The 22,306-nt window shown below is 63.1% G+C and carries 16 protein-coding genes and 1 pseudogene; 8 read left to right on the top strand and 9 right to left on the bottom strand.

All coding sequences use genetic code 11. The features are described 5' to 3' along the window. Positions 1 to 42 precede the first annotated feature (42 nt). Positions 43 to 660, bottom strand: a complete 618-nt coding sequence (locus tag QWB57_RS11305; RefSeq protein WP_288969620.1) for a ComF family protein — start codon at positions 658 to 660, stop codon at positions 43 to 45. A gap of 157 nt (positions 661 to 817) precedes the next feature. Between QWB57_RS11305 and bioB the strand changes: the two are divergent. Together bioB and bioF are read left to right on the top strand one after the other, a co-directional pair. Next, positions 818 to 1,768 (top strand): annotated as a pseudogene (bioB, locus tag QWB57_RS11310) (biotin synthase BioB); the annotation flags it as partial. A gap of 197 nt (positions 1,769 to 1,965) precedes the next feature. Continuing rightward, complete coding sequence (gene bioF / locus QWB57_RS11315) at positions 1,966 to 3,159, top strand: 8-amino-7-oxononanoate synthase (protein WP_223629714.1); 1,194 nt, start codon at positions 1,966 to 1,968, stop codon at positions 3,157 to 3,159. Here the strand turns inward: bioF and QWB57_RS11320 are convergent. Continuing rightward, entirely contained in the window at positions 3,120 to 4,601 is a 1,482-nt protein-coding gene (locus QWB57_RS11320; RefSeq protein ID WP_288969608.1) for an NAD-dependent succinate-semialdehyde dehydrogenase, read from the bottom strand. The two genes, bioF and QWB57_RS11320, sit on opposite strands and share 40 nt — an antisense overlap. Positions 4,602 to 4,719: 118 nt before the next feature. Here QWB57_RS11320 and bioH point away from each other — a divergent pair, with 118 nt between their 5' ends. The 3 genes from bioH to QWB57_RS11335 are packed head-to-tail and all read left to right on the top strand — an operon-like array spanning position 4,720 to position 7,402. Beyond that, positions 4,720 to 5,505 (top strand): pimeloyl-ACP methyl ester esterase BioH, encoded by a 786-nt coding sequence (gene bioH / locus QWB57_RS11325; protein ID WP_223629736.1) that lies wholly within the window; start codon positions 4,720 to 4,722, stop codon positions 5,503 to 5,505. Beyond that, positions 5,505 to 6,413 (top strand): malonyl-ACP O-methyltransferase BioC, encoded by a 909-nt coding sequence (gene bioC, locus QWB57_RS11330; protein ID WP_288969609.1) that lies wholly within the window; start codon positions 5,505 to 5,507, stop codon positions 6,411 to 6,413. The genes bioH and bioC overlap by 1 nt, the downstream gene beginning before the upstream one ends. Then, positions 6,410 to 7,402 (top strand): multidrug resistance efflux transporter family protein, encoded by a 993-nt coding sequence (locus QWB57_RS11335; protein ID WP_288969611.1) that lies wholly within the window; start codon positions 6,410 to 6,412, stop codon positions 7,400 to 7,402. The genes bioC and QWB57_RS11335 overlap by 4 nt, the downstream gene beginning before the upstream one ends. Here QWB57_RS11335 and QWB57_RS11340 read toward each other — a convergent pair. Next, positions 7,399 to 8,379, bottom strand: a complete 981-nt coding sequence (locus QWB57_RS11340; RefSeq protein WP_223629718.1) for a pyridoxal-phosphate dependent enzyme — start codon at positions 8,377 to 8,379, stop codon at positions 7,399 to 7,401. The genes QWB57_RS11335 and QWB57_RS11340 overlap by 4 nt on opposite strands. 538 nt (positions 8,380 to 8,917) lie before the next feature. On the opposite strand from QWB57_RS11340, the gene mnmG reads away from it, so the two are divergent. Together mnmG and QWB57_RS11350 are read left to right on the top strand one after the other, a co-directional pair. Continuing rightward, positions 8,918 to 10,807, top strand: coding sequence for a tRNA uridine-5-carboxymethylaminomethyl(34) synthesis enzyme MnmG (gene mnmG / locus QWB57_RS11345; protein WP_223629719.1), 1,890 nt, complete (start codon positions 8,918 to 8,920; stop codon positions 10,805 to 10,807). Positions 10,808 to 11,049: 242 nt separating this feature from the next. Continuing rightward, positions 11,050 to 12,306, top strand: coding sequence for a sialidase family protein (locus tag QWB57_RS11350; RefSeq protein ID WP_223629720.1), 1,257 nt, complete (start codon positions 11,050 to 11,052; stop codon positions 12,304 to 12,306). A 14-nt stretch (positions 12,307 to 12,320) separates the two neighbouring features. On the opposite strand, the gene QWB57_RS11355 is transcribed toward QWB57_RS11350, so the two are convergent. The 4 genes from QWB57_RS11355 to QWB57_RS11370 form a co-directional block, all read right to left on the bottom strand. Beyond that, entirely contained in the window at positions 12,321 to 12,884 is a 564-nt protein-coding gene (locus QWB57_RS11355; RefSeq protein WP_223629721.1) for an ECF-type sigma factor, read from the bottom strand. A gap of 96 nt (positions 12,885 to 12,980) precedes the next feature. Continuing rightward, entirely contained in the window at positions 12,981 to 16,778 is a 3,798-nt protein-coding gene (locus QWB57_RS11360; protein WP_288969613.1) for a translocation/assembly module TamB domain-containing protein, read from the bottom strand. After that, positions 16,775 to 18,616 (bottom strand): autotransporter assembly complex family protein, encoded by a 1,842-nt coding sequence (locus tag QWB57_RS11365; RefSeq protein WP_288969615.1) that lies wholly within the window; start codon positions 18,614 to 18,616, stop codon positions 16,775 to 16,777. Before QWB57_RS11365 ends, QWB57_RS11360 begins: the two co-directional genes overlap by 4 nt. 546 nt (positions 18,617 to 19,162) lie before the next feature. Then, the gene (locus QWB57_RS11370) at positions 19,163 to 19,867 is read right to left on the bottom strand and encodes a hypothetical protein (RefSeq protein WP_223629724.1); all 705 of its coding nucleotides are present in this window, start codon (positions 19,865 to 19,867) and stop codon (positions 19,163 to 19,165) included. 146 nt (positions 19,868 to 20,013) lie between these two features. On the opposite strand from QWB57_RS11370, the gene QWB57_RS11375 reads away from it, so the two are divergent. Continuing rightward, a complete protein-coding gene (locus QWB57_RS11375; protein WP_223629725.1) occupies positions 20,014 to 20,973 on the top strand; it encodes a hypothetical protein in 960 nt (319 codons plus the stop codon). A 269-nt stretch (positions 20,974 to 21,242) separates the two neighbouring features. Here the strand turns inward: QWB57_RS11375 and QWB57_RS11380 are convergent, their stop codons facing one another. Together QWB57_RS11380 and QWB57_RS11385 are read right to left on the bottom strand one after the other, a co-directional pair. Continuing rightward, positions 21,243 to 21,644, bottom strand: a complete 402-nt coding sequence (locus tag QWB57_RS11380) for a hypothetical protein (RefSeq protein ID WP_223629726.1) — start codon at positions 21,642 to 21,644, stop codon at positions 21,243 to 21,245. Then, positions 21,641 to 22,306 (bottom strand): RHS repeat-associated core domain-containing protein (locus QWB57_RS11385; protein WP_288969618.1); only part of this gene is annotated, 666 nt, incomplete at its 5' end. The genes QWB57_RS11380 and QWB57_RS11385, both read right to left, overlap by 4 nt.

Consider the following 22,306-nt stretch of genomic DNA (forward strand, 5'->3'; position numbering starts at 1 on the left):
ACAGCCGGTCTCACGAGTAAACACAACTGGACCAGCGTTGCCCTAAGCCACCCGCGCGCACACCCATGCATCCACCCGTGCCACACCGGCATTGCGCAAGGCTTGTGCCGCTGCGTACAGGGTTGCGCCGGTGGTCATGACATCGTCCAGCAGCGCGATATGTGCGGGAAGATCGGGCAACGTGGCCACACGAAAGGCATCACGCAAATTGCGTTGCCGCGCATCGGCATGCAAACGTGATTGCGCCGAGGTGGGCTTGTCGCGCTGCAACAGATTCCCGCGCAACGGCAGCGCCAATGCGCGTGCGATGGGTTTGGCCAGCTCCAACGCCTGGTCGTAGCCGCGCCTGCGCAGGCGCGCAGGATGCAGTGGCACCGGCACGATGGCGGCGGGCCGTGGCAATGCGGCGAAGCGTTCGGCCATGCACTGCGCCAGCATGCGCCCGCAGGCGAAATCCGCGTGAAATTTCAGCCGTGGCAGCAGCCGGTCCAACGGGAAGCTGTAATCGAAGGCTGCATGCGCCGCATCCAAAGGCGAGGGTTGTTGCAGGCAATGCCCGCAGATGCCGGTGGTGGGCAGCGGCAGCGCACAGCATCCGCAGGCCAGCCCTTGCCAAGGCAGGTCGGCATGGCAGCGCGCGCACACATCGCGGCCTGGCATGCCGGCATCACCGCACACCACGCAGCGGGGTGGCAGCAACCAGCCCAGCGGCGCGCGCAGGTGTCTGTCAACTTTGCTGATGGTGATTTGGTTGACGGTGGCGTCCATGCATTCCAGACTGCGCACTTGTCTTTGGCTTGTCTGTCGGAAAACCCCCATGCAAATCGTCAGTGCTTTCCCCGTTCGCCACGACTGGTCGCGCAGCGAAGTCGAAGACTTGCTGGCGCTGCCGCTGCCGGATTTGTTGTATCGCGCCGCCACCGCGCACCGGCTGCATTTCGACCCCTGCGAAGTGCAGGTGTCCACCTTGTTGTCGGTGAAAACCGGCGGCTGCCCGGAAGATTGCAGCTACTGCCCGCAGGCAGCGCGTTATCACACCGGGGTGGAAGCCTCCAAGCTGATGGAGGTGGAGGATGTGGTGGCCAAGGCACGGCAAGCCAAGGCCGCCGGGGCGTCGCGCTTTTGCATGGGCGCGGCATGGCGCAGCCCGAAGGACCGCGATATCCCCAAAGTGGCGGCGATGATCCGTGAGGTGAAAGCATTGGGGCTGGAAACCTGCGCCACCATGGGCATGCTCAGTGGCGGGCAGGCGGTGGCCTTGAAAGAGGCCGGGCTGGATTACTACAACCACAATCTGGATACCGACCCCGAGTTTTACGGCGACATCATCCACACCCGCGAGGTGCAAGACCGGCTCGACACCCTCACCCAGGTGCGCGATGCCGGCCTGAAAACCTGCTGTGGCGGCATCGTGGGGATGGGCGAATCACGCCGTCAGCGCGCCGGTTTGCTGATGACGCTGGCCAATTTGCCGGCGCATCCGGATTCGGTGCCGATCAACCGGCTGGTGCAAGTGGAAGGTACCCCGCTGCACGGCACAGTGGCGTTGGACCCGTTTGAATTTGTGCGCACCATTGCAGCGGCACGCATCATGATGCCGCGCTCGATGGTGCGGTTGTCGGCAGGCCGTGCCGAGATGAGTGATGAGTTGCAGGCGTTGTGTTTCAGCGCCGGTGCCAACTCCATTTTCTATGGCGAAAAATTGCTCACCACCGGCAACCCCGACACCGAGCGCGATAATGCCCTGTTCGAACGCTTGGGATTGCGCGCCATGGTGGTTGAAGAAGTCAAAACCGCACTGAACGATGTTCCTGGTCTCACCCTCGTTGGCAACGACGGCGGCTGTGGCAGTGGTGGCTGTGGTTGCAGTGGTGGCGTGGTCAATCTGACCATCGTCAAGGAACAAGCGGCTGGCTGCTGTGGTGGTGCGTCGCAACGCGCACCGGAAGATGGCTGCGGCTGCGGATGCAGCGGCTGCTGAGCCAGCGCATTGCGGCGCTGCGTGAGGCGCGCAGCGCTGCGCAGCGCACGCGGATGTGCCGTGTGGTGACGCAGCGGCAAGGTGTGCAGTGTGTGGTGAATGGCCGCACGCTGCTGAACTTTTGCAGCAATGATTATTTGGGGCTGTCGCAACACCCGCAGGTGATCGCCGCACTGCATGCGGCCTCCAGCGCGGGTAGTACCGCCTCGCATCTGGTGTGTGGCCACAGCGCCGAACATGCCGGGTTGGAAGCCGCGTTGGCAACGTGGCAGCAAGCACCGCGTGCACTGCTGTTTGGCAGCGGCTATCTGGCCAATCTGGCGGTACTGCAGGCGCTGCTGGGCAAGGGCGATGCGTGCGTGCAAGACAAGCTCAATCACGCCAGTTTGATTGATGGTGCACGTCTGTCCGGTTGCACGCTCAAACGCTATCCGCACAACGATGCGCAGGCCGCTGCACGCCAGTTGCACGTGGATGCGCAAGCGGTAGCGGTGCTGGCCACCGACGGGGTGTTTTCGATGGATGGCGACGTGGCACCGCTGGCCGAGTTGGCCGCCGTGGCGCACGCACACGATGCGTTGTTGTATGTCGATGACGCGCACGGGGCCGGTGTACTGGGCGCACACGGGCGCGGTAGCATCGCCGCCGCAGGACTTACCGTGGAGGACGCGCCACTGCGCTTGATCACCTTCGGCAAAGCGTTGGGTGGCGTGGGCGCGGCAGTGGTGGGCACAGACGAGCTCATCGAACACTTGTTGCAAACCGCACGCCCCGGCATCTACACCACCGCGCTGCCACCGATGCAAGCCGCCGCCACGCGCGCCGCCGTGCAGGTGGTGCAGTCGGCACAGGGCGATGCCTTGCGAGCACAGCTGCACGCCAATATCGCCCAGTTCCGCCGGGCTGCGGCGCAGTTGGGCTTGCCGCTGATGGCGTCAGACACCGCCATCCAACCACTGCTGATGGGTGCGGATGCCGATGCGCTGACGCTGTCTGCAGCCTTGGAAGCAGCCGGCTATTGGGCCAGTGCGATCCGCCCACCCACCGTGCCGGAAGGCAGCGCACGGCTGCGCATCACCTTGTCAGCCGCGCATACCACGCAGCAGATTGACGGCTTGCTGGATGCGTTGGCGCGCAGCTATACCCCACCCACGCAGATATATTTCAGCTCGGTGTAATCGTCGAGGCCGTACTTCGAGCCTTCGCGGCCCATACCGGATTGCTTGACGCCGCCAAACGGCGCCACTTCGGTCGAGATCAGCCCGGTGTTGATGCCGACCATGCCGCATTCCAGTGCTTCGGCTACGCGCCAACTGCGCGCCAGGTCACGCGTGTAGAAATAGCTGGCCAACCCATACTCGGTGGCATTGGCCATTGCGATGACGTCCGCTTCGGTGTTGAAACGGAACAGTGGCGCAACCGGGCCGAAGGTTTCCTCCTGCGCGACCAACATGTGATCAGCAACGTCGAGGAGCACGGTCGGTTCGAAGAAGGTGCCGCCCAGCGCGTGGCGCTTACCGCCGGTGGCAATGCGCGCGCCTTTTGCCGTGGCATCGGCAACATGCTGCTCGACTTTCGCCAAAGCCTTGGCGTCGATCAACGGTCCTTGCTCGGTGGGGCCTTGCAAGCCATCGCCTACGCGCAGTGCGCGCACAGCGGCCACCAGTTTTTCCGCAAATGCGGCGTACACCGCGTCCTGCACGAACAAGCGGTTCGCGCAGACGCAGGTTTGCCCGGTGTTGCGGTATTTGCTGGCAATCGCACCGGCCACCGCGGCATCCAAATCCGCATCCTCGAACACGATGAATGGCGCATTGCCGCCCAGTTCCAGCGACACCCGCTTCATGCCCTCGGCGCACTGTGCCATCAAGCGTTTGCCCACCGCCGTTGAGCCGGTGAAGCTGAGCTTGCGCACCTTCGGGTGTGCTGTCATTTGCGTGCCAATTGCCGCCGCATCCTGGCCAGTGACGATATTCAGCACGCCCGGCGGCAGGCCAGCGCGCTCGGCAATCACGCCCAGCGCCAGCGCCGAAAACGGGGTTTGCATCGCCGGCTTGCACACCACCGTGCACCCCGCTGCCAGCGCCGGGCCCAATTTGCGGCCAAGCATGGCCGAAGGGAAATTCCACGGTGTGATGGCCGCCACCACACCCACCGGCTGGCGCAACGTGAGGATGCGATTGTCACCGGCGTGGCCGGGAATCGTGTCGCCGTCCATGCGCTTGGCTTGTTCGCCAAACCATTCCAGAAAGCCAGCCGAATACAGCACTTCGCCCTTCGCCTCCGCAAGCGGCTTGCCCTGCTCGGCGGTCATCAACACGGCCAGATCATCCTGATGGTGCAGCATCAGGTCGAACATGCGGCGCAGCACGTGCGCGCGCTCCCTGGCGGTCATGTTTGCCCACGCCGGGAACGCCGCATGCGCGGCATCGATGGCACGCCGGGTTTCATCCGCACCCATGTCTGGCACCGTGCCCAGCAGCGCGCCTGTGGCGGGGTTGCGTACTTCGCAGGTACCGCCGGTCGCGGCCGCACACCATTGGCCCGCAACCAGTGCCTGGTTGCGCAACAACTGCGGATCGGTCAATGGCAGTGTGGTCATCACATCTTCTCCATGCATGGATTCATCCTGTACTCGGCAAGCAGCACGGCGTTCTTGCGATAATGCGCGTTTACCGTCATCGGCTATCTACGCTGTTGCGCCTTTGGCCACAACGCAAAACCCCATCATGACCCAGCTGTCCGTTGACATCACAGGCCACGGCCCCCCCCTGATCCTGCTGCACGGCTGGGCGATGCACGGCGGTATTTTCGCGCCGTTGGTGCAAGCGCTGCGTGAACACCACACCTTGCACGTGGTGGATCTGCCCGGCCACGGGCATAGCCGGGATTGCGGTGTGCCTTTGCAGCTGGATGCCTGCGTGCAGGCGGTGCTGGCGGTGGTGCCAGCTGCGCCGTGGTGTGGTTGGTCGCTAGGGGGGTTATTGGCACTGCATGCAGCGGCCACGCAACCGGCGCGTGTGCCGGCACTGGCGATGCTGTGCGCCACCCCCAAGTTTGTGCTGAGTGACACTTGGCCACACGGCATGGCGCGTGACGTGTTCACCGGTTTCGAAGCCGGCCTGCGCAGTGATTGGCGCGCCACGATTGACCGCTTCATCGCACTGGAAGCGTTTGGCTCTGACCATATGCGCGAAGAACTCAAGCTGCTGCGCGATGCGGTGCTGACGCGCGGCGAACCGTCACCACGGGTGTTGGCGGAAGGCTTGCAGCTGCTGGAGCAGAGTGATTTGCGTGACGCATTGCCGGCACTGGCGGTGCCCAGCCTGTGGCTCGCTGGCCGACGCGACCGCTTGGTCAACCCAGCGGCGATGCAGGCCAGTGCGGCGCAGTCCCGGTTGGCGCAATTCGTACCCATAGAACATGCCGGGCATGCGCCATTCCTGACCCATGCAAATACAGTGGCAGACGCATTGATGGCGTTTCTTGCAAGCGCCGGCCACGCGTCATTGAAGCACGCCTGATGAACGATTCGCTATTTGATGCCAAGCAAGTGCGGCGTGCATTTTCGCGTGCGGCCGCCAGTTATGACGCCGCCGCCCATGTGCAGCGCAATGCACAGGCACGATTGCTGGAGTCACTGGATTATCTGGATGACCCGGCACTGGCGCGCAAGCCGCCACAGCGGGTGTTGGACTTGGGCTGCGGCACCGGTGCGGCCAGCGTGGCGCTGCAAAAACGCTGGCCCAAAGCACAGATCCTGTCGATGGATTTGGCGCTGCCGATGTTGCAGCACACCCGCGCCGCCTGCAGACGCTGGAACCCGTTTGTGCAAGTGCCGCAGCCCTTGTGTGCCGATGCGCGTGCGCTGCCGTTGGCCGAAGGCAGTGTGGATGTGATTTTCTCCAACTTGTGCCTGCAATGGGTGGAAGATTTGGGCGCGGTGCTCAATGGCTTCCGGCGGGCGCTCAGGCCGCAGGGTTTGCTGCTGTTCTCAACGTTTGGCCCGGAAACCTTGTGGGAACTGCGCAACGCGTTTGCCTACGCCGATGCCGCGCCGCATGTCAGCCCGTTTGTGGACATCGCCGGGATGGGCGATGCCCTGGTCAACGCCGGCTTCTTTCAGCCGGTGGTCGATCGCGAGGAAGACATCACCCACTACCCGCAGCTGACGGCCCTGATGCACGAATTGCGCGCGCTGGGTGCCACCAATGCGTTGGCCAACCGCCGCAGCAGCCTGACCGGGCGCGGGCGGTTTGCCGCAGCGGCCACGGCCTACGAAGCGCATCGCACACCGGCGGGACTGCCGGCCACGTGGGAAATCATCAGCGCGATGGCGTGGGCACCGGAACCTGGTGCGCCGATCCGCGAAGGCGGTGCGGATTTGGTGGCGGTGCCGGTCGCGAACATTCCGATTCGCAGGCGCGGATGAGCGCGCAACACCACGTCCTCCGTGCGGTAGGACTGTCGCTGTTGGCAGCATTGTTATTCACCAGTACCTATGTGCTCAACCGCGCGGTGGCGGTGGGTGGCGGGCATTGGGCATGGACTGCCGCGCTGCGCTACTTGTTCATGCTGCCGCTACTGTTGCCGCTGATGCATTGGCAGGGCGGCATTGCCCCCGTGTGGCGTTCGCTCCGCGCCGCGCCGGGTGCATGGCTGGGCTGGAGCAGTGTCGGCTTTGCCCTGTTCTATGGACTGCTCAGCGCGGCCGCGGCCAGTGGCCCGTCGTGGCTGGTGGCCGGCAGTTTCCAGATGACGGTGGTGGCGGGCATGTTGTGTGCGCCCCTGTTGTATCGCGATGCACGGGCGCGCATCCCACGTACTGGATTTGCGGTGGGCGTGCTGATTGTGACGGGCGTGCTACTGATGCAATTTGGCAATGCGCATGGGACCTTGACGCCTTCCGCATGGCTGGCTCTGGCCTGCGTACTGGTCAGTGCGTTTGCTTATCCACTGGGCAACCGTGGCCTGTTGCTGCATTTGGAACGGCGTGGTGAACCCCTCAATGCCACCCAGCGCGTCTTCGGAATGACCTTGGCCAGCCAACCGGCATGGTGGGCACTGGCACTATGGGCATGGACGCAAGCGGGGCCACCGCCTGCTGCGCAAATGGAAGCGATCTTTGTGGTGGCATTGGTCTCCGGTGTGGCCGCCACCATTCTGTTTTTCCATGCCAGTGGCATGGTTCGCAGCAATCCCACCGCGCTGGGCGCAGTGGAGGCCATGCAGGCATCGGAAGTGGTCTTTGCCGCACTGCTGGGGGTGATGTTCCTTGGCGAACCGTGGCCGCATGGACAAGCCTTGTTCGGCGGACTGCTGGTGGTCGCCGGAATTGCACTGTTTGCTTGGGTGGTGGCACACGAAGCGGCGCGGGATCAACGTGACGTGCAAGCACTGCGTAGCGAGCGTGGGCGTTAGCCGGCCGCCAGCAATCCCGGCAGTGCGTCCAAATCCACATTCCCGCCCGACAAAATAACGCCCACCTTGCGCCCCGCGAAGACTGCGGGGTGCGCCAACACCGCCGCCAATACGGTGGCCGATGACGGCTCGACCAGTTGTTTGGTGCGCGACCACAGCAAGCGCAGCGCGGCCACGGCCTGGACATCATCCACCGTCAATACCTGCGCATCGCAGGCACGCAGGATTTCGAAATTGATCGCGCCCAGCGTGCCACGCAAGCCATCGCAAATGGTGTCCGGAATCCCCGCGTGATCCAGCGCACCGGCAGCAAACGATCGTGCACCGTCGGCAGCGCCGGCAGGTTCGGCCAGATACAAGCGGCAGTGCGGGGCCAGTGCGCGCATCGCCAATGCCGTACCTGCCGCCAAACCACCACCCCCCAATGGCACCACCAGTGCGTCCAACCCTGGTTGCGCGGTCAACAACTCCAATGCGGCGGTGCCTTGCCCGGCAATCACGCGCGGATCGGTATAGGGATGCACGCTGTTGCCGCCAGTTGTGGCTTGCACCTGCGCACACATCGCCTCGCGTGCCGCAAGCGTCGCTGCGCAGCGATGCAACTGAGCGCCGTAGTGCGCTATCGCCGCCACCTTGGCCGCCACCGCACCGTCCGGTACCACCACATGGCAGGCAATCCCGCGCAGCTGCGCCGCCAGCGCCAGCGCTGCCCCGTGATTGCCGGAAGAATGCGTCACCACCCCACATGCGGCTTGCGCAGCGGTGAGTGACCACACCGCATTGCACGCGCCGCGAAACTTGAATGCACCCACGCGCTGCAAGTGTTCGGCTTTGAAGTACAGGCTTGCGCCAGTCATCGCATCCAGCGCGCGCGAGTGCAGCACGGGCGTCACATGCGCATACGGTGCGATGCGGGCGGCGGCGGTTTGCACATCGGCAAACGCGGGAAGTGGGGCACGGCTATCGGAAGCATTCATTCAGCGCATGCTAACGCGCCAGCTGGTGATTGGCCGCGTTGTACACAGATCTGCGCGGCGCCAATTTCAATGCGGTGCATCGACGATGCGTACGGAAAACACAAAAACGTGATCGCTTGCACAAGCTGAATCGAAGTTGGGCCAGCCTGTGACTTTCTGCGTCACTTCACGCCAGATCGCGCTACTCTACGCGCGTCGGTGCCTTGCAGGACTTTCCGGATCCCCCCTGTTCCGCCCGTCCTGCGGGCACCGACACTTTCCTGCACGCATCCCCCATGCATGTCAGCGACGACCACTTGCAGACGCAGTGGCGGTGCAGCTTCAGCGCACCAACAACAGCAGCACGCATAAAAAAAGAGGGCCGGATGTCCCCCGACACCCGGCCCTCGTAGCGTCCTCGTTATGCGCAGGATCGGCCCCTGTTCAGTCCGATCATCACCTTGCGGCGTGCCACAGCGAGTGCTGATGAGGATAAAGCAGGAAGCGTGCCAACTTTTCAAAACCCAGCCCAGGCGCATTTGCGCGCGATAATTGCCCGATGAACACGTCCTTCTACGCCTTCGATGTCATCGTGATTGGTGGCGGCCATGCCGGCACCGAAGCCGCACTGGCCTCTGCCCGCACCGGTGCGCGCACCTTGCTGCTCACCCACAATATCGAAACCGTGGGTGCAATGAGTTGCAACCCGGCGATTGGCGGGATTGGGAAAGGCCATCTGGTCAAGGAAATCGACGCGCTCGGCGGCATCATGGGCAAGGCCGCCGATGCGGCCGGCATCCAGTGGCGCGTGCTCAATGCGTCGAAGGGGCCAGCCGTGCGTGCAACGCGCTGCCAAGCCGACCGCGCGCTGTATCGCAGCTTCATCCGGCGCACGGTGGAGACACAGCCCAACCTCACCGTATTTCAAGCCGCCGTCGATGATCTGGTGATCGTCAATGACGCCGTGCGCGGTGCGATCACGCAAACCGGCCTGACCTTCGCAGCCCCCGCCGTCGTGCTGACCGCAGGCACGTTTTTGGCCGGCAAAATCCATATCGGGCAAACCCAATACGCCGCCGGGCGCATGGGCGACGCACCGGCCACCGCATTGGCGCACAAACTGCGCGAGGGCCGCTTTGTGGTGGACCGGCTCAAGACCGGCACGCCGCCACGGATTGACGGCCGCACCTTGGATTATTCGGTGATGAGCGAACAGCCCGGCGATGACCCACGCCCGGTGATGTCGTTCATGGGCAGCCATGCCGATCAACCTGCGCAAGTGAGCTGCTGGATCACCGATACCTGCGAGCGCACGCATCAAATCATTCGGGATGCCCTGCACCGCAGCCCGTTGTATTCCGGCCAGATCGAAGGCATCGGCCCGCGCTATTGCCCGTCGATTGAAGACAAGGTCGTGCGTTTTGCCGAGAAAGCCAGCCATCAGATTTTTGTCGAACCCGAAGGCTTGTCGGTCACCGAAATCTACCCCAATGGCATCAGTACTTCGCTGCCGTTCGATGTGCAATTGGATCTGGTACGCAGCATTCGCGGCTTCGAACACGCGCATATCACCCGCCCCGGATATGCCATCGAATACGATTTCTTCGACCCACGCGGGCTCAAAGCCTCACTGGAAACCAAGGCGGTGGCCGGGCTGTTTTTTGCCGGCCAGATCAACGGCACCACCGGCTACGAAGAGGCCGCTGCGCAAGGCTTGTTGGCTGGCGTGAATGCGGCGCGCTTTGTGCGACAACAAGACGCCTGCACTCTGCGCCGCGATGAAGCGTATCTGGGCGTATTGGTGGATGACCTGATCACCCACGGCACCAGCGAGCCATACCGCATGTTCACCAGCCGCGCCGAGTACCGCCTGCAATTGCGCGAAGACAATGCCGATACCCGGCTCACGCCCATTGGCCATGCACTGGGCCTGGTGGATGAAGCGCGCTGGCAGGCATTTTCACGCAAGCGTGACGCGGTGGCCGCCGAAACCGCACGCCTGTCCAGCCTGTGGGCAGCACCCAATAACGCACTGGGCGCCGCATTGGCACGCGACCTTGGGATTGAAGTCAGCCGTGAAAACAATGCATTGGATTTGCTGCGCCGCCCGGAACTCGATTACTCGCGCCTGCTGCACGTGCCTGAATTCGGCCCCGCCGTGGACGATGCAAAAGTGGCCGAACAAGTCGAAATTGAAACCAAATACGCCGGCTATCTGAACCGCCAGCGCGATGAGATCGCCCGCCAACAGCGCAACGAAGCCACCACCATCCCCACCCACTTCGACTACGCCCACGTGCGCGGCCTCTCCGCCGAAGTCCTGCAAAAGCTGCAGCGCGTACAGCCGCAAACCGTGGGCCAAGCGCAGCGTATCCCCGGGGTGACGCCAGCGGCGATTTCGCTGCTGTTGGTGCACCTGGAACGCGCCCGCCGCGAACGGGCGGCGTAAAAAAACGACACACAGGCATGTCAGGGATGGGGTGTTCACGCAGCGGCATTTCGAGCCGCGTAGTGAATGCCCCATCCCTGACATGTCGATTCACGCAGCGGCAGTTCGAGCCGGGTAGTGAATGCCCCATCCCCGGCACGTCGATTCACGCAGCGGCAGTTCGAGCCGCGTAGCGAATACCCCATCCCCGACACGTCGATTCACGCAGCGGTATTTCGGGCTGACAGGCGTATTCTTTGCCGATGACACTTCGCAACCTGCTCGTCCTCGCCATCGCCCTGACCGCCTTCACCGGCTGCAAGCGCGACACGCCCCCCAGCAAACCCGCCAATGCCGGCTACAGCGTGCAGACCTGGGTGCTTCCCGCCGAAGCCGGCTCGATGGCTCCGGACTTGCAAACCGCATCCGGCGGACGTGTGCTGCTGAGTTGGATCAACCGCACCCAAGGCCGCCGCAACGCCTTGCAATTTGCCTCGTACACCGAAGCTACCGGCTGGCAAAGCCAACCGCGCACCGTGGCGGTGGGCAATGCGCTGCTGGCCAATGCTGGGGACACCCCGCACCTGCTGGCCACCCCCGATGGCGCACTGTGGATGCAGTGGTTGCAGACCCAACCTGACAGCCCCTCTGGCTATGACACGGTGCTGGCGCGCTCAAAAGACGGCGGCATGAACTGGGACCAGATCACCCGCGTCAACAGCGATGGCAAGCCGGCCGAACACGGATTTGCCGCACTCTGGCCGAATGGCAGCAATAGTGCCGGCATTGCGTGGCTGGACGGGCGCGACCAAGCGGCGATGGGCGCGGGCACTGCAGCACAGCACGCGATGGGCGCAATGCAATTGCGCAGCAATCTGTTCACGCTGGATTTGCAGCGCGGCACCGATGCCGTGGTGGATGCGCGCACCTGCGATTGCTGCCAGACCGCGGTGGCAATGACCCGCAAAGGACCCTTGCTGGCATGGCGTGACCGCAGCGCAGACGAGGTTCGCGATATTGCGCTGGCGCGCTTTGAAAACAATGCCTGGACAGCGCCCAAGCCGGTGCATGCCGATGGTTGGAAAGTGGAAAGCTGCCCCGTGGCCGGGCCGGCATTGGCGGCATCCGGCGATAGCGCGGTGGTGCTGTGGTACAGCGAAGCCGGCGGCACCCCGCATTTGCAATTGGCGCGTAGTCATGACGCTGGCGATAGCTTCCTGGCACCGGTCACTGTGGAGGCCGGCGCCCATGTGCTGGGCCGCAGCGCGGTGGGGATTGATGCCAGGCAGGTATGGGTGGCCTGGCTGCACGAAGATGCACACGGACAAACCTTGCAGTTGGCACGCTACCCCCGTGACCTCTCCAAACGCTTGCAGACCTTTGCCGTGGCCAAGCTGGGCGCACGCGGCATGGCCAGCGGCTATCCCAAGCTGGCGGTGGATGCCGGCGGCGTATGGCTGGCCTGGACCGACGTGGTCGATGGCGTGGCCCATCTAAAAGGCGCACGGGTGGCGCACTGAGACCACTTGACGGCTTAACTCCGCATTTCCGCCAATAAAAAAGCGCGGGCCTTGCGCCAATCGCGGCGCACGGTGCGTTCACTGATGTCGAGCAACCGCGCGATTTCGGATTCTTCATAACCGCCGAAATAACGCAGCTCCACAATCTGCGCGGCGCGCTCGTCCAAGCTGTGCAGGCCGGTGAGCAATTCATCCAGTGCCAGCACTTCTACCGCAGCCGCCTCGCCACTGCCTTGTGCTGCACTCAGGGTCAGCGCGTCCTGCCCGCCGCCGCGCTTGTCCGCTTTGCGCGCCCGGGCGTCGTCCACCAGAACCTGACGCATGGCGCGTGCCGACAACGCCAGCAAATGATTGCGATCGACCGCTTTGAGATCCGCACCGTTGGCCAGCTTCAAATACGCCTCGTGCACCAGTGCCGTGGTTTGAAAGCCATCGCGCATGCGCCGCAGCTGCGCACGGGCGGCGCGCTTGAGCTCGTCGTATACGGCGCTATAAGCGGTGCCCAACGCCTGCGCATCGCCATTGCGGGCACGCGCCAGCAATTGCGTGACCGGCGCATCCACAGGTACTGCTGCCATCACATGACTCCGCACTGTTCAAACACTGGCCAATCCCCGTGCACGAGTGTCGCATGCGTTGGCTATTTCGCGCATCTTGCTCCGGTTGTTGCGGCGCTATTTTTCCTTGCGCCAGTTCAGCGATGCCCGGTTTTCGATGGTCGACGATTCGATCTGAATATCGAAGCCTTTGCGCAACAGATATTTCAGCGTCATCACTTGCCCTGTTCCCAGCAGTGAAACGCCATAGCCCACATACAGTTTGGGCGATAAATATTTGCCCACGCTGAGCACATCGCCGCCCAATGCGCGCGACTCATTCACGCCGGCATCGTCCAGCCCAATGCGTGCGCCCAGCTCGGCTGCCAACAAGCCACTACCGGCATTCAACGCGGCCTTGGCCGCCCCCAGTTGGCGCGCTTCATTGCCGGACAATGCCGACAATGGTCGGCCCAGGGTGAGATAGGCCAACGCTTCGGACTCGCTCTTGGCCGGGTCGGAATACACACTGGCCTGCGGTGCACTGGCGCGGCCTTCCACGCGGATGCCGGCGGTGACATCCCCCACCTGGCGTTCGGCGCGGATGTCCAGCAAGGGGTCATCTACCGGTGTGTTCGACCAACGCAGGCGACCACGGGTGATCTGCAAGTTTTGCCCGTAAGCGCGGTAGCGGCCTGCGATGTCGAGTGCGCCGCTGCCCAGCATGTCGCGCTGGGGCGTGGCACGCACGCGCAGGCTGCCGCCCAGTGTGCCTTTCAGGCCATAGCCATCCAGTTGCACGGCCTGGCCCATGACCAAATTGAGATCCATGTCCAAGGCAGTGGCGGCGGCCACAGGGGTGGGATCGGCGGGATCCAACACCACGACATCAGGCGAGGGTGACACCCCCATATCCAGCCGTTCCAGCTGAATGTTGGCTTCCGATACATTGACGCTGCCGCGTATTTGTAAGGGCTGCCCGGCGCGATAACGCAGGCTCAAGTCGGGGCTGGCGATTGCGCGCAGTTGGTGGGTATCGGCCAGCAGCAGGTTGTTGCCGCGCAGTTGCAATTGCAGCGGCGTGTCATCGCTGCGCCAATCCAGCTGACCATCGAGCTGCAACACGCCTGTTCCTGCGCCCACTTGGCCGTGGATGCGGGCGCTGCCATCGGCTTGCGCAAGCAATTGCACGTCACCCTCGTGCAGACTGATGCCCAGCGCGGGGAGTTCGGTGGAAAACTTTTGCAGGCGTGCCTGCCCACCCAACAACGGTTTCGCGCGGGTGCCGGCCAACTGCACATCCACATGCAGATTGCCGGTGGGCGACACGATATCGGGCGAGAACAATTCAACCCAAGTCAGTGCATCGGTATCCAGTTTCAAATTGCCGGACAACGGTGCGTAAGCATCAAAACCGGTGACGATGTGCGCATCCAGTTGACCGCTGCCATTGAGCCCGCTGCTCAGCGTGGCTTCCACACGATGCGGGTCAAACGCAGCTTGCACCGCCAGTGCACGGTAGCTGAACACATCCCGGCGCGCGCGCGGCCGATTGCGCAGGCCGCCGGCGTCCGAGCGCAGCGTGGCGGTGCCGCGCCATGTGCCGCCAACGGGTTGAAGATGGGCATTCAGCGACAGCACACCATGTACGGCCCACGGCTGGCCATCACTGCGGTCGGGCAGATACGGCGTGAGCAAGGTCAGTGGCAAAGCGTGCCCTGCCAACTGCACACCGCGCCGTGGCCAGTCGGCGTCGGCACACACGCCGCCACCGCCCACCGCTTGCAAGCAGGCATTGGCCAGCGTTGCGCTGCGCCCATCCCACGTCCACTGCGCAGCGTGTTGCAACGCCCATGCTGGGCCGATGCTGGGCTGCAATTGCAGTGCCGTCACCCCTCCCTGCCAACGCGTGCCGTGTTTGCCCGCATCACCACGCGCACTCAGGCTGCCGCTATCACTGCTGACATCGATGCCCCATTGCAGACGCTCCATCGCGCCGCGCAGATCTGCGTGCAGCGTGTGCAGCGGCAGCCCAGCGTGCAGGCCTTGGGCGTCGATGACCAGCGCGCCAGAACCACGCCGCCACGGCAGATGCCCCTTGGCGCTCAACTGCGCGACCCGATAGTCGGCAAATGCCAGCCCATTGCCGACAAGCTCGGCGGTGATATCGGGCGCGTCACGCTCACCGCGCAGGTGCACGCTGCCGCGCACACTGCCGCGCCCATCGGGCAGCAGGTCTTGCAATTGCAGGGGGTCAAAACGCGCATCGAGTTCGATGCTGTCTGCCCATTTGCCGTACGTGCTCAGCTTGCTTTGCCCCAGTGTCAGCTCGGCATTGCCCGCGTAGTGGTCACCATCGATTTGCACATCCAGCTGGCCGGCCAAAGCACGTTTGCGCAAGCTGCCGCCCAAGCGAGTGACCTCCAATTGCGCCAGCAAGCCGCGCGCGCCTGTCCGCAGTTCGCCATGGCTTTGCAGATCGCCATTCACCGCACCCGGCCAATCGGGCGCGAAATAGCCAGGATCAAAACCCGCCAATTGCGCCTTGGCCGTCCACTGCAATGCCGGTGACCATGCCAGTTGCCCACTGGCATCCAAACGCCCCTGCGGCATACTGATGCGCAGATTACGCAGCTGCACACCGTCGCGGTTACCCAACCCATCAAGCTCCAGCACGGCGTGGTCGCGGCCGCGTTGCAACTGCGCCTTGCCAGTTGCCAGCCAACGCGCCAGCGTGCCTTCCAGTTTGAAGTCGCCATCCGCGCTGATCGTGGTTTGCGCATCCCGACTACGCCAGCGCAGACCGCGCGCGGCGATGTTCAGCGCCAACGCGGCGTGCTTGGGATCGCGCAGATCGGCCTTGCCATCGGCGCTGATGCGTCCATCAAACACCTCCGCCACCAGCGAGTGCGCGCGCAAGGTTTGGGCTTCCAAACTGAGCTGTGAAGGCAGCACGCGCAAATTGAAGTCATCCCGTTGCAGCTGCCCCTGCACGTTCGCGCGGCCCCCCACACCGGTAGCCGTGAGTTGCACGGCCAAGGGGGTGGACGTCTCACCACGGCCGGCGAGCACGGCCAAATCCAACGCGGTGCTGTTGGCTTGCAAACGCCAGCGCGGGGTGGCGGTATCGCCTTGCAAGCGCAGCATGGCGTGCACCGGGGCGGGTGCATGGCCATCCACGGTGACCACCAGTGCGGCCAAGTCACCGCTGGCATACACGCGCAACTGCGCGGCGGTTTGCCCGGTGGCGGCGGGGAATATGGCGCTGGCACGCACATCGCTGCGGAAGTTGTCGCGTGGGCGATAGTCACCCTGCGCACTGAATTGGCCGCGATCACTGTCGATGCGCAACTGTTCGATATGCAGCGCGCCCGGATCCAGCCGCACACCACCGCGCACACGCTGCAACAGAATTTGCGGCACGCCTTCTTCAGCGATGGCGAGGCGATCCATGACGATGGCATCGACGTGCACATGCACGGGCACATCCAGCATGGGCAGGACATCCGGCCAGCGCGGCAACTTGAAAGGTGAATCGTCGCGCGGCAGATCCAGCCTGGCATCAGCAAGACGCAGGCTGTGTACACGCACGCTGCGGGTCAACAGCGGCAGCAGCGCCGCCTCCAGCGTCAAGGTACCGGCATCCAATTTGAGGGTGCCCATTGCGCATGCCGCCTGCGCAGTTGCCACGCAGTCACCATCCCGCTGCATTGGCATGCGCAGCTGCACGCCCCGCAAAGTCAGCGGGCCGGCCAAATGGCCCTCGGCCTGCGTCCACGTCAGCGTACTGCCGGCGGGCAACTGGGCCGTGATGTGTCGCAATAGGAAGTCACGGCCGCCAACGGTCGCCAGCAACCACGTCAGTGCCCCGGCCGAAATCAGCAGCAGCAACACCAGTGCGATACCACCCACGCGCAACACGACGCGCCGGATCACAGATCAGCCCCGATATTCAGATGCAGGGTGAAGGGCGATTCGGGGCGGTTGAGGCCACGTGCAATATCAATCCGCACCGGCCCGACCGGCGAGCGCCAACGCAGGCCGATGCCTACGCCGGTGTGCGGGTCGGCGCGCCTGCCATCAAATGTACTGCCGCTATCCACAAACACCGCCGCACCCCACGGGCCGTTCAAATAGCGTTCGTACTCGATGCTGGTGGTCACCACATTGGAGGCACCCACGGCATACAAGTCGCCTTGGCTGTTGCGAATGCGCGGGCCAATTTCACGCCACCCATAACCGCGCACGCTGCGATCGCCACCGGCGAAATAACGCAGGCTGGGCGGCAAATTCAGCAGGTCGCCGGTGAATGTGCGCCCGGCTTCGCCGCGCACAATCAGCCGGCTATCGGCATCGAAGCCATGAAACCACTGCGCATTGGCGTGCAACTGCACAAAGCCTGTGGCATTGCCGTTGCCGCCGCGTAACGTGAGGCCACCACCAAAACCGCTGCGCGGGGCCATCCGGTTGTCCACATTGATGTAGTCGGCGCGCAGCTGCGGAAATACAAAGCTGGCAAACTGATACAGCCCCACCGGCTTGTTGACGGTGAAATACGACCAACGCTCGCGCAGCACATGCACAGAGGCCACCAGATTCAGATGTTCGTTGTATTGCCCGCTGCGGCTAGCCACGAATTCCAGGTGGCGATTGTCCAGTGAGTCGGTCTGCTCATCGGCCGCTTGCAGGCTGGCGCTGTACCAGCCATCACGCCACGCAAACGCCGGTATGCGGTATTGCACGGTGGCGGTTTTGCGCTGGTTGCCCCAATCGATTTGTGCCAGCGCCTTGTGCCCGCGTTGATTCAAATAGCGGCGCTCAAATCCGGTACTGAAACCGGCACCGCTGCGGGTGCCGTAACTGAGGCCATAGCTGTAAATACTGCGCGGAGCCGGGGTCAGGTTGACCTGCACCAGCACCTGTTTGTCCTGCGCCGTTTCCGGGGTGGCGCTGACATCCACCAAGCCGAAATAGTCCAGCGCCACCAGCGAGCGCCGCAGGCGTTCCAACTGCGCCGCGTCATAGGCCTGGCCTGGCGTCCAGCCCACCAGTTTTTGCAACAGCTCGTCGCGCAACACCGGCGCTGGCGACTGCGTGAACACCACCTCGCCCAACCGGTAGCGCGGCCCGCTGCTCCAGCGCAGGTCAATATCGGCGGCGTGCTCGGCGCGGGTCACCTGCACTTGATGGATGATGAAGTCGGCATCGAAATACCCCTGTGCCGCCAGCGCCCGGTTGACCCGGGTTTTGCTGGCCTCGTAGCGGCTGTGATCAAGCACCTCGCCCGTGTGCGGTACGAATGCCGCCAGTGCCGCGCGGACTTGCGCATCGTCGCCACCGGCACCGGTCACCACCACTTGCCGGCCCCGCACCTGCACGGGGAGGCCGGGGTCAATGCTGATGCTGACGCTGAGCACGTCGTCCTGCGACGTTTCCGGCGCGTCGGCGGCGGCGGGGTCATCGTCGGGCGCACCGACGGTCTGCGGGTCGGCACGATCACTGCGCTGAATGCGAATGACCGGCGCGTAATAGCCAAACGGCTCCAAGGCCTGCCGCGTCTGCGCATCCGCTTGCTGCAACAGGTACGCCAGCCGCCGGTGCGTCAACCGCTTGCCCACCGCATCTTGCAAAGACAACGCACTGCGCACGTTGTCGAGCAGTCGTTGGTCGCTGGTGCCCCGCAAATCGACACGCGTCACCGTGACCGCCGATACCGGCAGCGCCAACAAACAGAGCACAAGGCTGGACAACACGCGGGGGATCACCACAGGCATGTCTCCAGAATAACGGTGACTGCTGCGTTGGCAATCATTGCTGGCATTGCAGGCACTGCGATGATGGTCTTGCGCATAAACATCGCCGCCCTTATGAAGGAATGTACTAATCCAAATTTAAACAAGGAGTTGAGTTGCAAGCAACGCGCTGAGCTAAGGTGAGTACGCATGCAATGTCTTCAGGATCGCGCCTGAGCAAATCATTCCTACCAATTGAAACTGAAGCCTCCGCCGCACTTCGCCGATTGCTTTCTCGGCAGTGGGAGGCAGGCGAAGCAATCGCGGAGAGACTCGCTATACCGCTCACTACACTGGCCACACGCGTTGCGTGACTGCCGTGCGCCCGCCTACATGCTCTCGGTTGATTCGCAGCGCGTGTTGTCCATTGCGATGCAGGAGTTCGTCGAAGAAGCCCATTCAGGGTGGTGAGTCGAACGCGTGTATTCGCTCAGCGATAATCCATGCCTACTGCGATTGAGTGGAGTTGGTGCATTCCTCGCGCCGAGAATAGTCGAAGGTCCAAGCGTCTATAGGATCTCGGGCATGTCAAAGCGAGAGGTGGAGCTCAGGCGCAAACACCGCCTCATAACCCGCGTACGGCAATGGCTGCGCCATTAAGGCTGCAGCCTCCAGTTGCAGGCGGTCTTCGCTGGATAGGGCGCAGCCATTGGCTGAGCTCGAGGTGACCGCACCGCCTGTACTCTGATTCAGCGTCAGGGTGCAGCCAGAGGGAAATGCGCGGGTCGTGAGGCTTTGCCAGGTCGTGACGATCCGGGCCCGCAAGGCGGCATGGTAGCTGGCGCGTAGATCATTGTCTGGGCTGCCGCTTTGGGCACTGCTGGCGCCGGCCGTAGAGGTCGTGGGCGGAGGCGATAGGCTCGATGCCGCCGATGACATGTTTGAAGTGACGTAGTCGCCGGTCGTACTCAGGGTGCGCGCAAGGCTCGGGTCACGATTCGGAATGATGGCGTGCGAGGTCGTGGTGGCGGGATGTTCGGCGGGCGGCTCGGATGCCGGCGGCACCGGCACTGTGGGGCTCGGCTGCGGGTTCGTCTCCTTGCGCGGCACCGCAATGAACGTCACCACCAACGCACCACCATCACCTTGTTCTGCGGTCCCCGTACCAGTCATGCCTTGGCCTGCGACGTGCAGTAGGCACCAAGCGAGGACAGCATGTAGCAGCAGCGTGACTGCGCCGATGATCTGACGTTCGAGCGTGGATTCGGTGCTGGAGGGCAGCAGGCGTGGCATCTGCCAAGTGTACGAGCCCTGCCCTGAATCTGATGAGCCCCTCCATCCATCGGGAGAGCAAGGACACGCACCAATCCCCCTTTCACTGACCCTCAGATCAGGGTTTCCCGATAGTGCCGCAATTCACGCGCTATGACACTGGTGCCATGACCACGGCCCGTTCCCAGCTGATCACCACCGGTACCGGCGGCACCTTCCACTGCGTCCAGCGCTGCGTGCGCCGCGCCTTCCTGTGCGGGCAGGATCGCTACACCGGTCAATCCTTCGAGCATCGCAAGGCCTGGGTCGAGCAACGCATCTCCCTGCTCTCCGACTGCTTTGCGGTGGCCATCCACGCCTATGCGGTGATGAGCAACCACCTGCATCTGGTGCTGCAGCTCGATCCAACGCTGCCTGCTGCATGGTCCGATGCCGAAGTCGCCACCCGCTGGGTGCGCCTGTTCCCCCCGCGCGAGGACGCCGAGGCCGCCCGTGACGCCAAGCGCGACCGGCTGATGCAGCAGCCGGACTATGTGACGGTACTACGCGAGCGCCTGAGCAATCTCTCCTGGCTGATGAAATGCCTGGCCGAACCTCTGGCACGCGCCGCCAATGCTGAGGATGCCTGCAAAGGCCGGTTCTGGGAGGGACGGTTCAAAGTCCAAGTGCTGTGCGACGAACGGGCGCTGCTGGCGGCCATGGCCTACGTGGATCTGAACCCCGTCCGGGCAGGCATGGCCGAGACCCTGGCAGTCTCCGACCACACCAGCATCCGGCATCGCCTGGCCACATTGACGCCTGCCGACCTGGATCGTCCGCTGCGCCCTGTGCTGGGGCAGGCGACAGCCCGCACCCCGCTGGGCCTCAGCCTGCGCGCGTATGTGGGCCTGGTGGAATGGACTGGCCGGCAGCTGCGGCCCGGCAAGCACAGCATGGCGCACGATGCGCCGCGCGCTCTGGCTTGCCATGACGATGCGGATCGCTGGGCCATGCGGGTCAAGGCGGTGGGCTCTGGCTACTGGCGGGTGGTGGGCGATGCGACGGACCTGATCGCGACCGCCGAACGGTTGGGACAACGCTGGTTGAAGGGGATCGGGCTGGCAAGGCAACTGGCAAACGCCGGTTGAGGATTTGACGCGTGTTCCATCGCCCGGACGGGAGGATGGCGCGTGGGCGCAGGTTTGTTCGGGGCTTTGGTAGCAAGTAAGGAGATGCGATTTCAGGACTTCAGCGCGGGTGCCGTTTTACTCATGGGGAATGGTGCGTGTCCTTGTTTTTCTGTTTTTCTACATCACAACCCCACAAACAACAAAGCCCGCAGCGATGCGGGCTTTGTTGTTATGGGCGATCAGAGTCAAACGCTAATTTACTCTGGCCCCTTTTTTCCCGGACGCCGCTAGCCTTCGATACTTACAATCAAACTTGCCGAATCACTGCTGATTAAATCTTGGTCAGATACGTGGTCGAAGTGCATATGGGACACGCCTTTCGTTTCTGCGAGAACTATTAGCCCCAACAAATTATTCGCGATTTGCTTGAGGGCACTGGAGTCGCCTTTGATAGTCACCGTGTTGTCGGCCACGGATATCTTTACAGGCCCATTGGCGACTTCAACGACAATCATCGTCAATGAAAGTGCGACATTGAGAACAGAATCAATTGCGAACGCGTCGCCATCAGCTGCGGATAGTACTGAAGCGAAGCGAGAGATCGCATCGACAGTCATGGTCAACTCCAGCTCAACTCCATCCCATGCCGCGCTGATGCCATGAATATGCTCTCGTGCATGAGTACTCATTCGTAGTCACCCCGCCGAATGGTTTCTGGCTTGATTGGGGTATGAGGGTCAGGGAGCTTCGTCACTTGACCCGACGGGGACTTAATTTGAGTCTCAAGATTCAGATGTGGGCCTTGTTTCTGAACATGACCACTATTTGGGTTGACATCAAAACGAGCGTTCTTTGTGACCGTGTTTCCAGCGGCATCGACGGTGGAACTAGAGAACTGCACATTGCCAGCCGGTGTCAAAGCAACCTTGGCATCTGATCCCACGTGCGCGGCCCCTTTTTCCACGGCTTTAGTCATTGATATTGCTTCGTCCGCGTGTTTGAGGGCCTTTCCAGCAACATCACCAGCAATAGGAACGAAGCCCACGCCAGCGGCAACCACATTGATAACAGTGGGATTCTGGATCGCCTCAACAACACCCTTGATATCGCCGATAACCGGCAAGAAATCAGCGATCAACCCAATCGTAGCCCTTGCCGTTGCTGGGTCAGGCGGAGCCATCTGGTACTGGCCCGTATAGAAGTTCGCTCCATCGCGACCATCCGGGTCAGTGAAGCGATACGGATTGTTAAAGGCGTAGGCGTATCGGTTGAAGTTCGTCATCGGCTTCTCGTAAGCCGTGACGGGATCGACGGAGAGGAAGCGTCCGATCTGCGGATCGTAATAGCGCTG

Source organism: uncultured Thermomonas sp. (assembly GCF_937872235.1).
GTDB classification, from domain to species: Bacteria; Pseudomonadota; Gammaproteobacteria; order Xanthomonadales; family Xanthomonadaceae; genus Thermomonas; species Thermomonas beijingensis.

What these genes read in the sequence shown, in the direction of transcription:
- QWB57_RS11305 (WP_288969620.1), bottom strand. Translation starts at nt 660, where the DNA reads ATGCCAGGCCGCGATGTGTGCGCGCGCTGCCATGCCGACCTGCCTTGG.
- bioF (WP_223629714.1), top strand. Translation starts at nt 1,966, where the DNA reads ATGCAGCGGCTGCTGAGCCAGCGCATTGCGGCGCTGCGTGAGGCGCGC.
- QWB57_RS11320 (WP_288969608.1), bottom strand. Translation starts at nt 4,601, where the DNA reads ATGCATGGAGAAGATGTGATGACCACACTGCCATTGACCGATCCGCAG.
- bioC (WP_288969609.1), top strand. Translation starts at nt 5,505, where the DNA reads ATGAACGATTCGCTATTTGATGCCAAGCAAGTGCGGCGTGCATTTTCG.
- QWB57_RS11335 (WP_288969611.1), top strand. Translation starts at nt 6,410, where the DNA reads ATGAGCGCGCAACACCACGTCCTCCGTGCGGTAGGACTGTCGCTGTTG.
- QWB57_RS11340 (WP_223629718.1), bottom strand. Translation starts at nt 8,379, where the DNA reads ATGAATGCTTCCGATAGCCGTGCCCCACTTCCCGCGTTTGCCGATGTG.
- mnmG (WP_223629719.1), top strand. Translation starts at nt 8,918, where the DNA reads ATGAACACGTCCTTCTACGCCTTCGATGTCATCGTGATTGGTGGCGGC.
- QWB57_RS11350 (WP_223629720.1), top strand. Translation starts at nt 11,050, where the DNA reads ATGACACTTCGCAACCTGCTCGTCCTCGCCATCGCCCTGACCGCCTTC.
- QWB57_RS11355 (WP_223629721.1), bottom strand. Translation starts at nt 12,884, where the DNA reads ATGGCAGCAGTACCTGTGGATGCGCCGGTCACGCAATTGCTGGCGCGT.
- QWB57_RS11365 (WP_288969615.1), bottom strand. Translation starts at nt 18,616, where the DNA reads ATGCCTGTGGTGATCCCCCGCGTGTTGTCCAGCCTTGTGCTCTGTTTG.
- QWB57_RS11370 (WP_223629724.1), bottom strand. Translation starts at nt 19,867, where the DNA reads ATGCCACGCCTGCTGCCCTCCAGCACCGAATCCACGCTCGAACGTCAG.
- QWB57_RS11375 (WP_223629725.1), top strand. Translation starts at nt 20,014, where the DNA reads ATGACCACGGCCCGTTCCCAGCTGATCACCACCGGTACCGGCGGCACC.
- QWB57_RS11380 (WP_223629726.1), bottom strand. Translation starts at nt 21,644, where the DNA reads ATGAGTACTCATGCACGAGAGCATATTCATGGCATCAGCGCGGCATGG.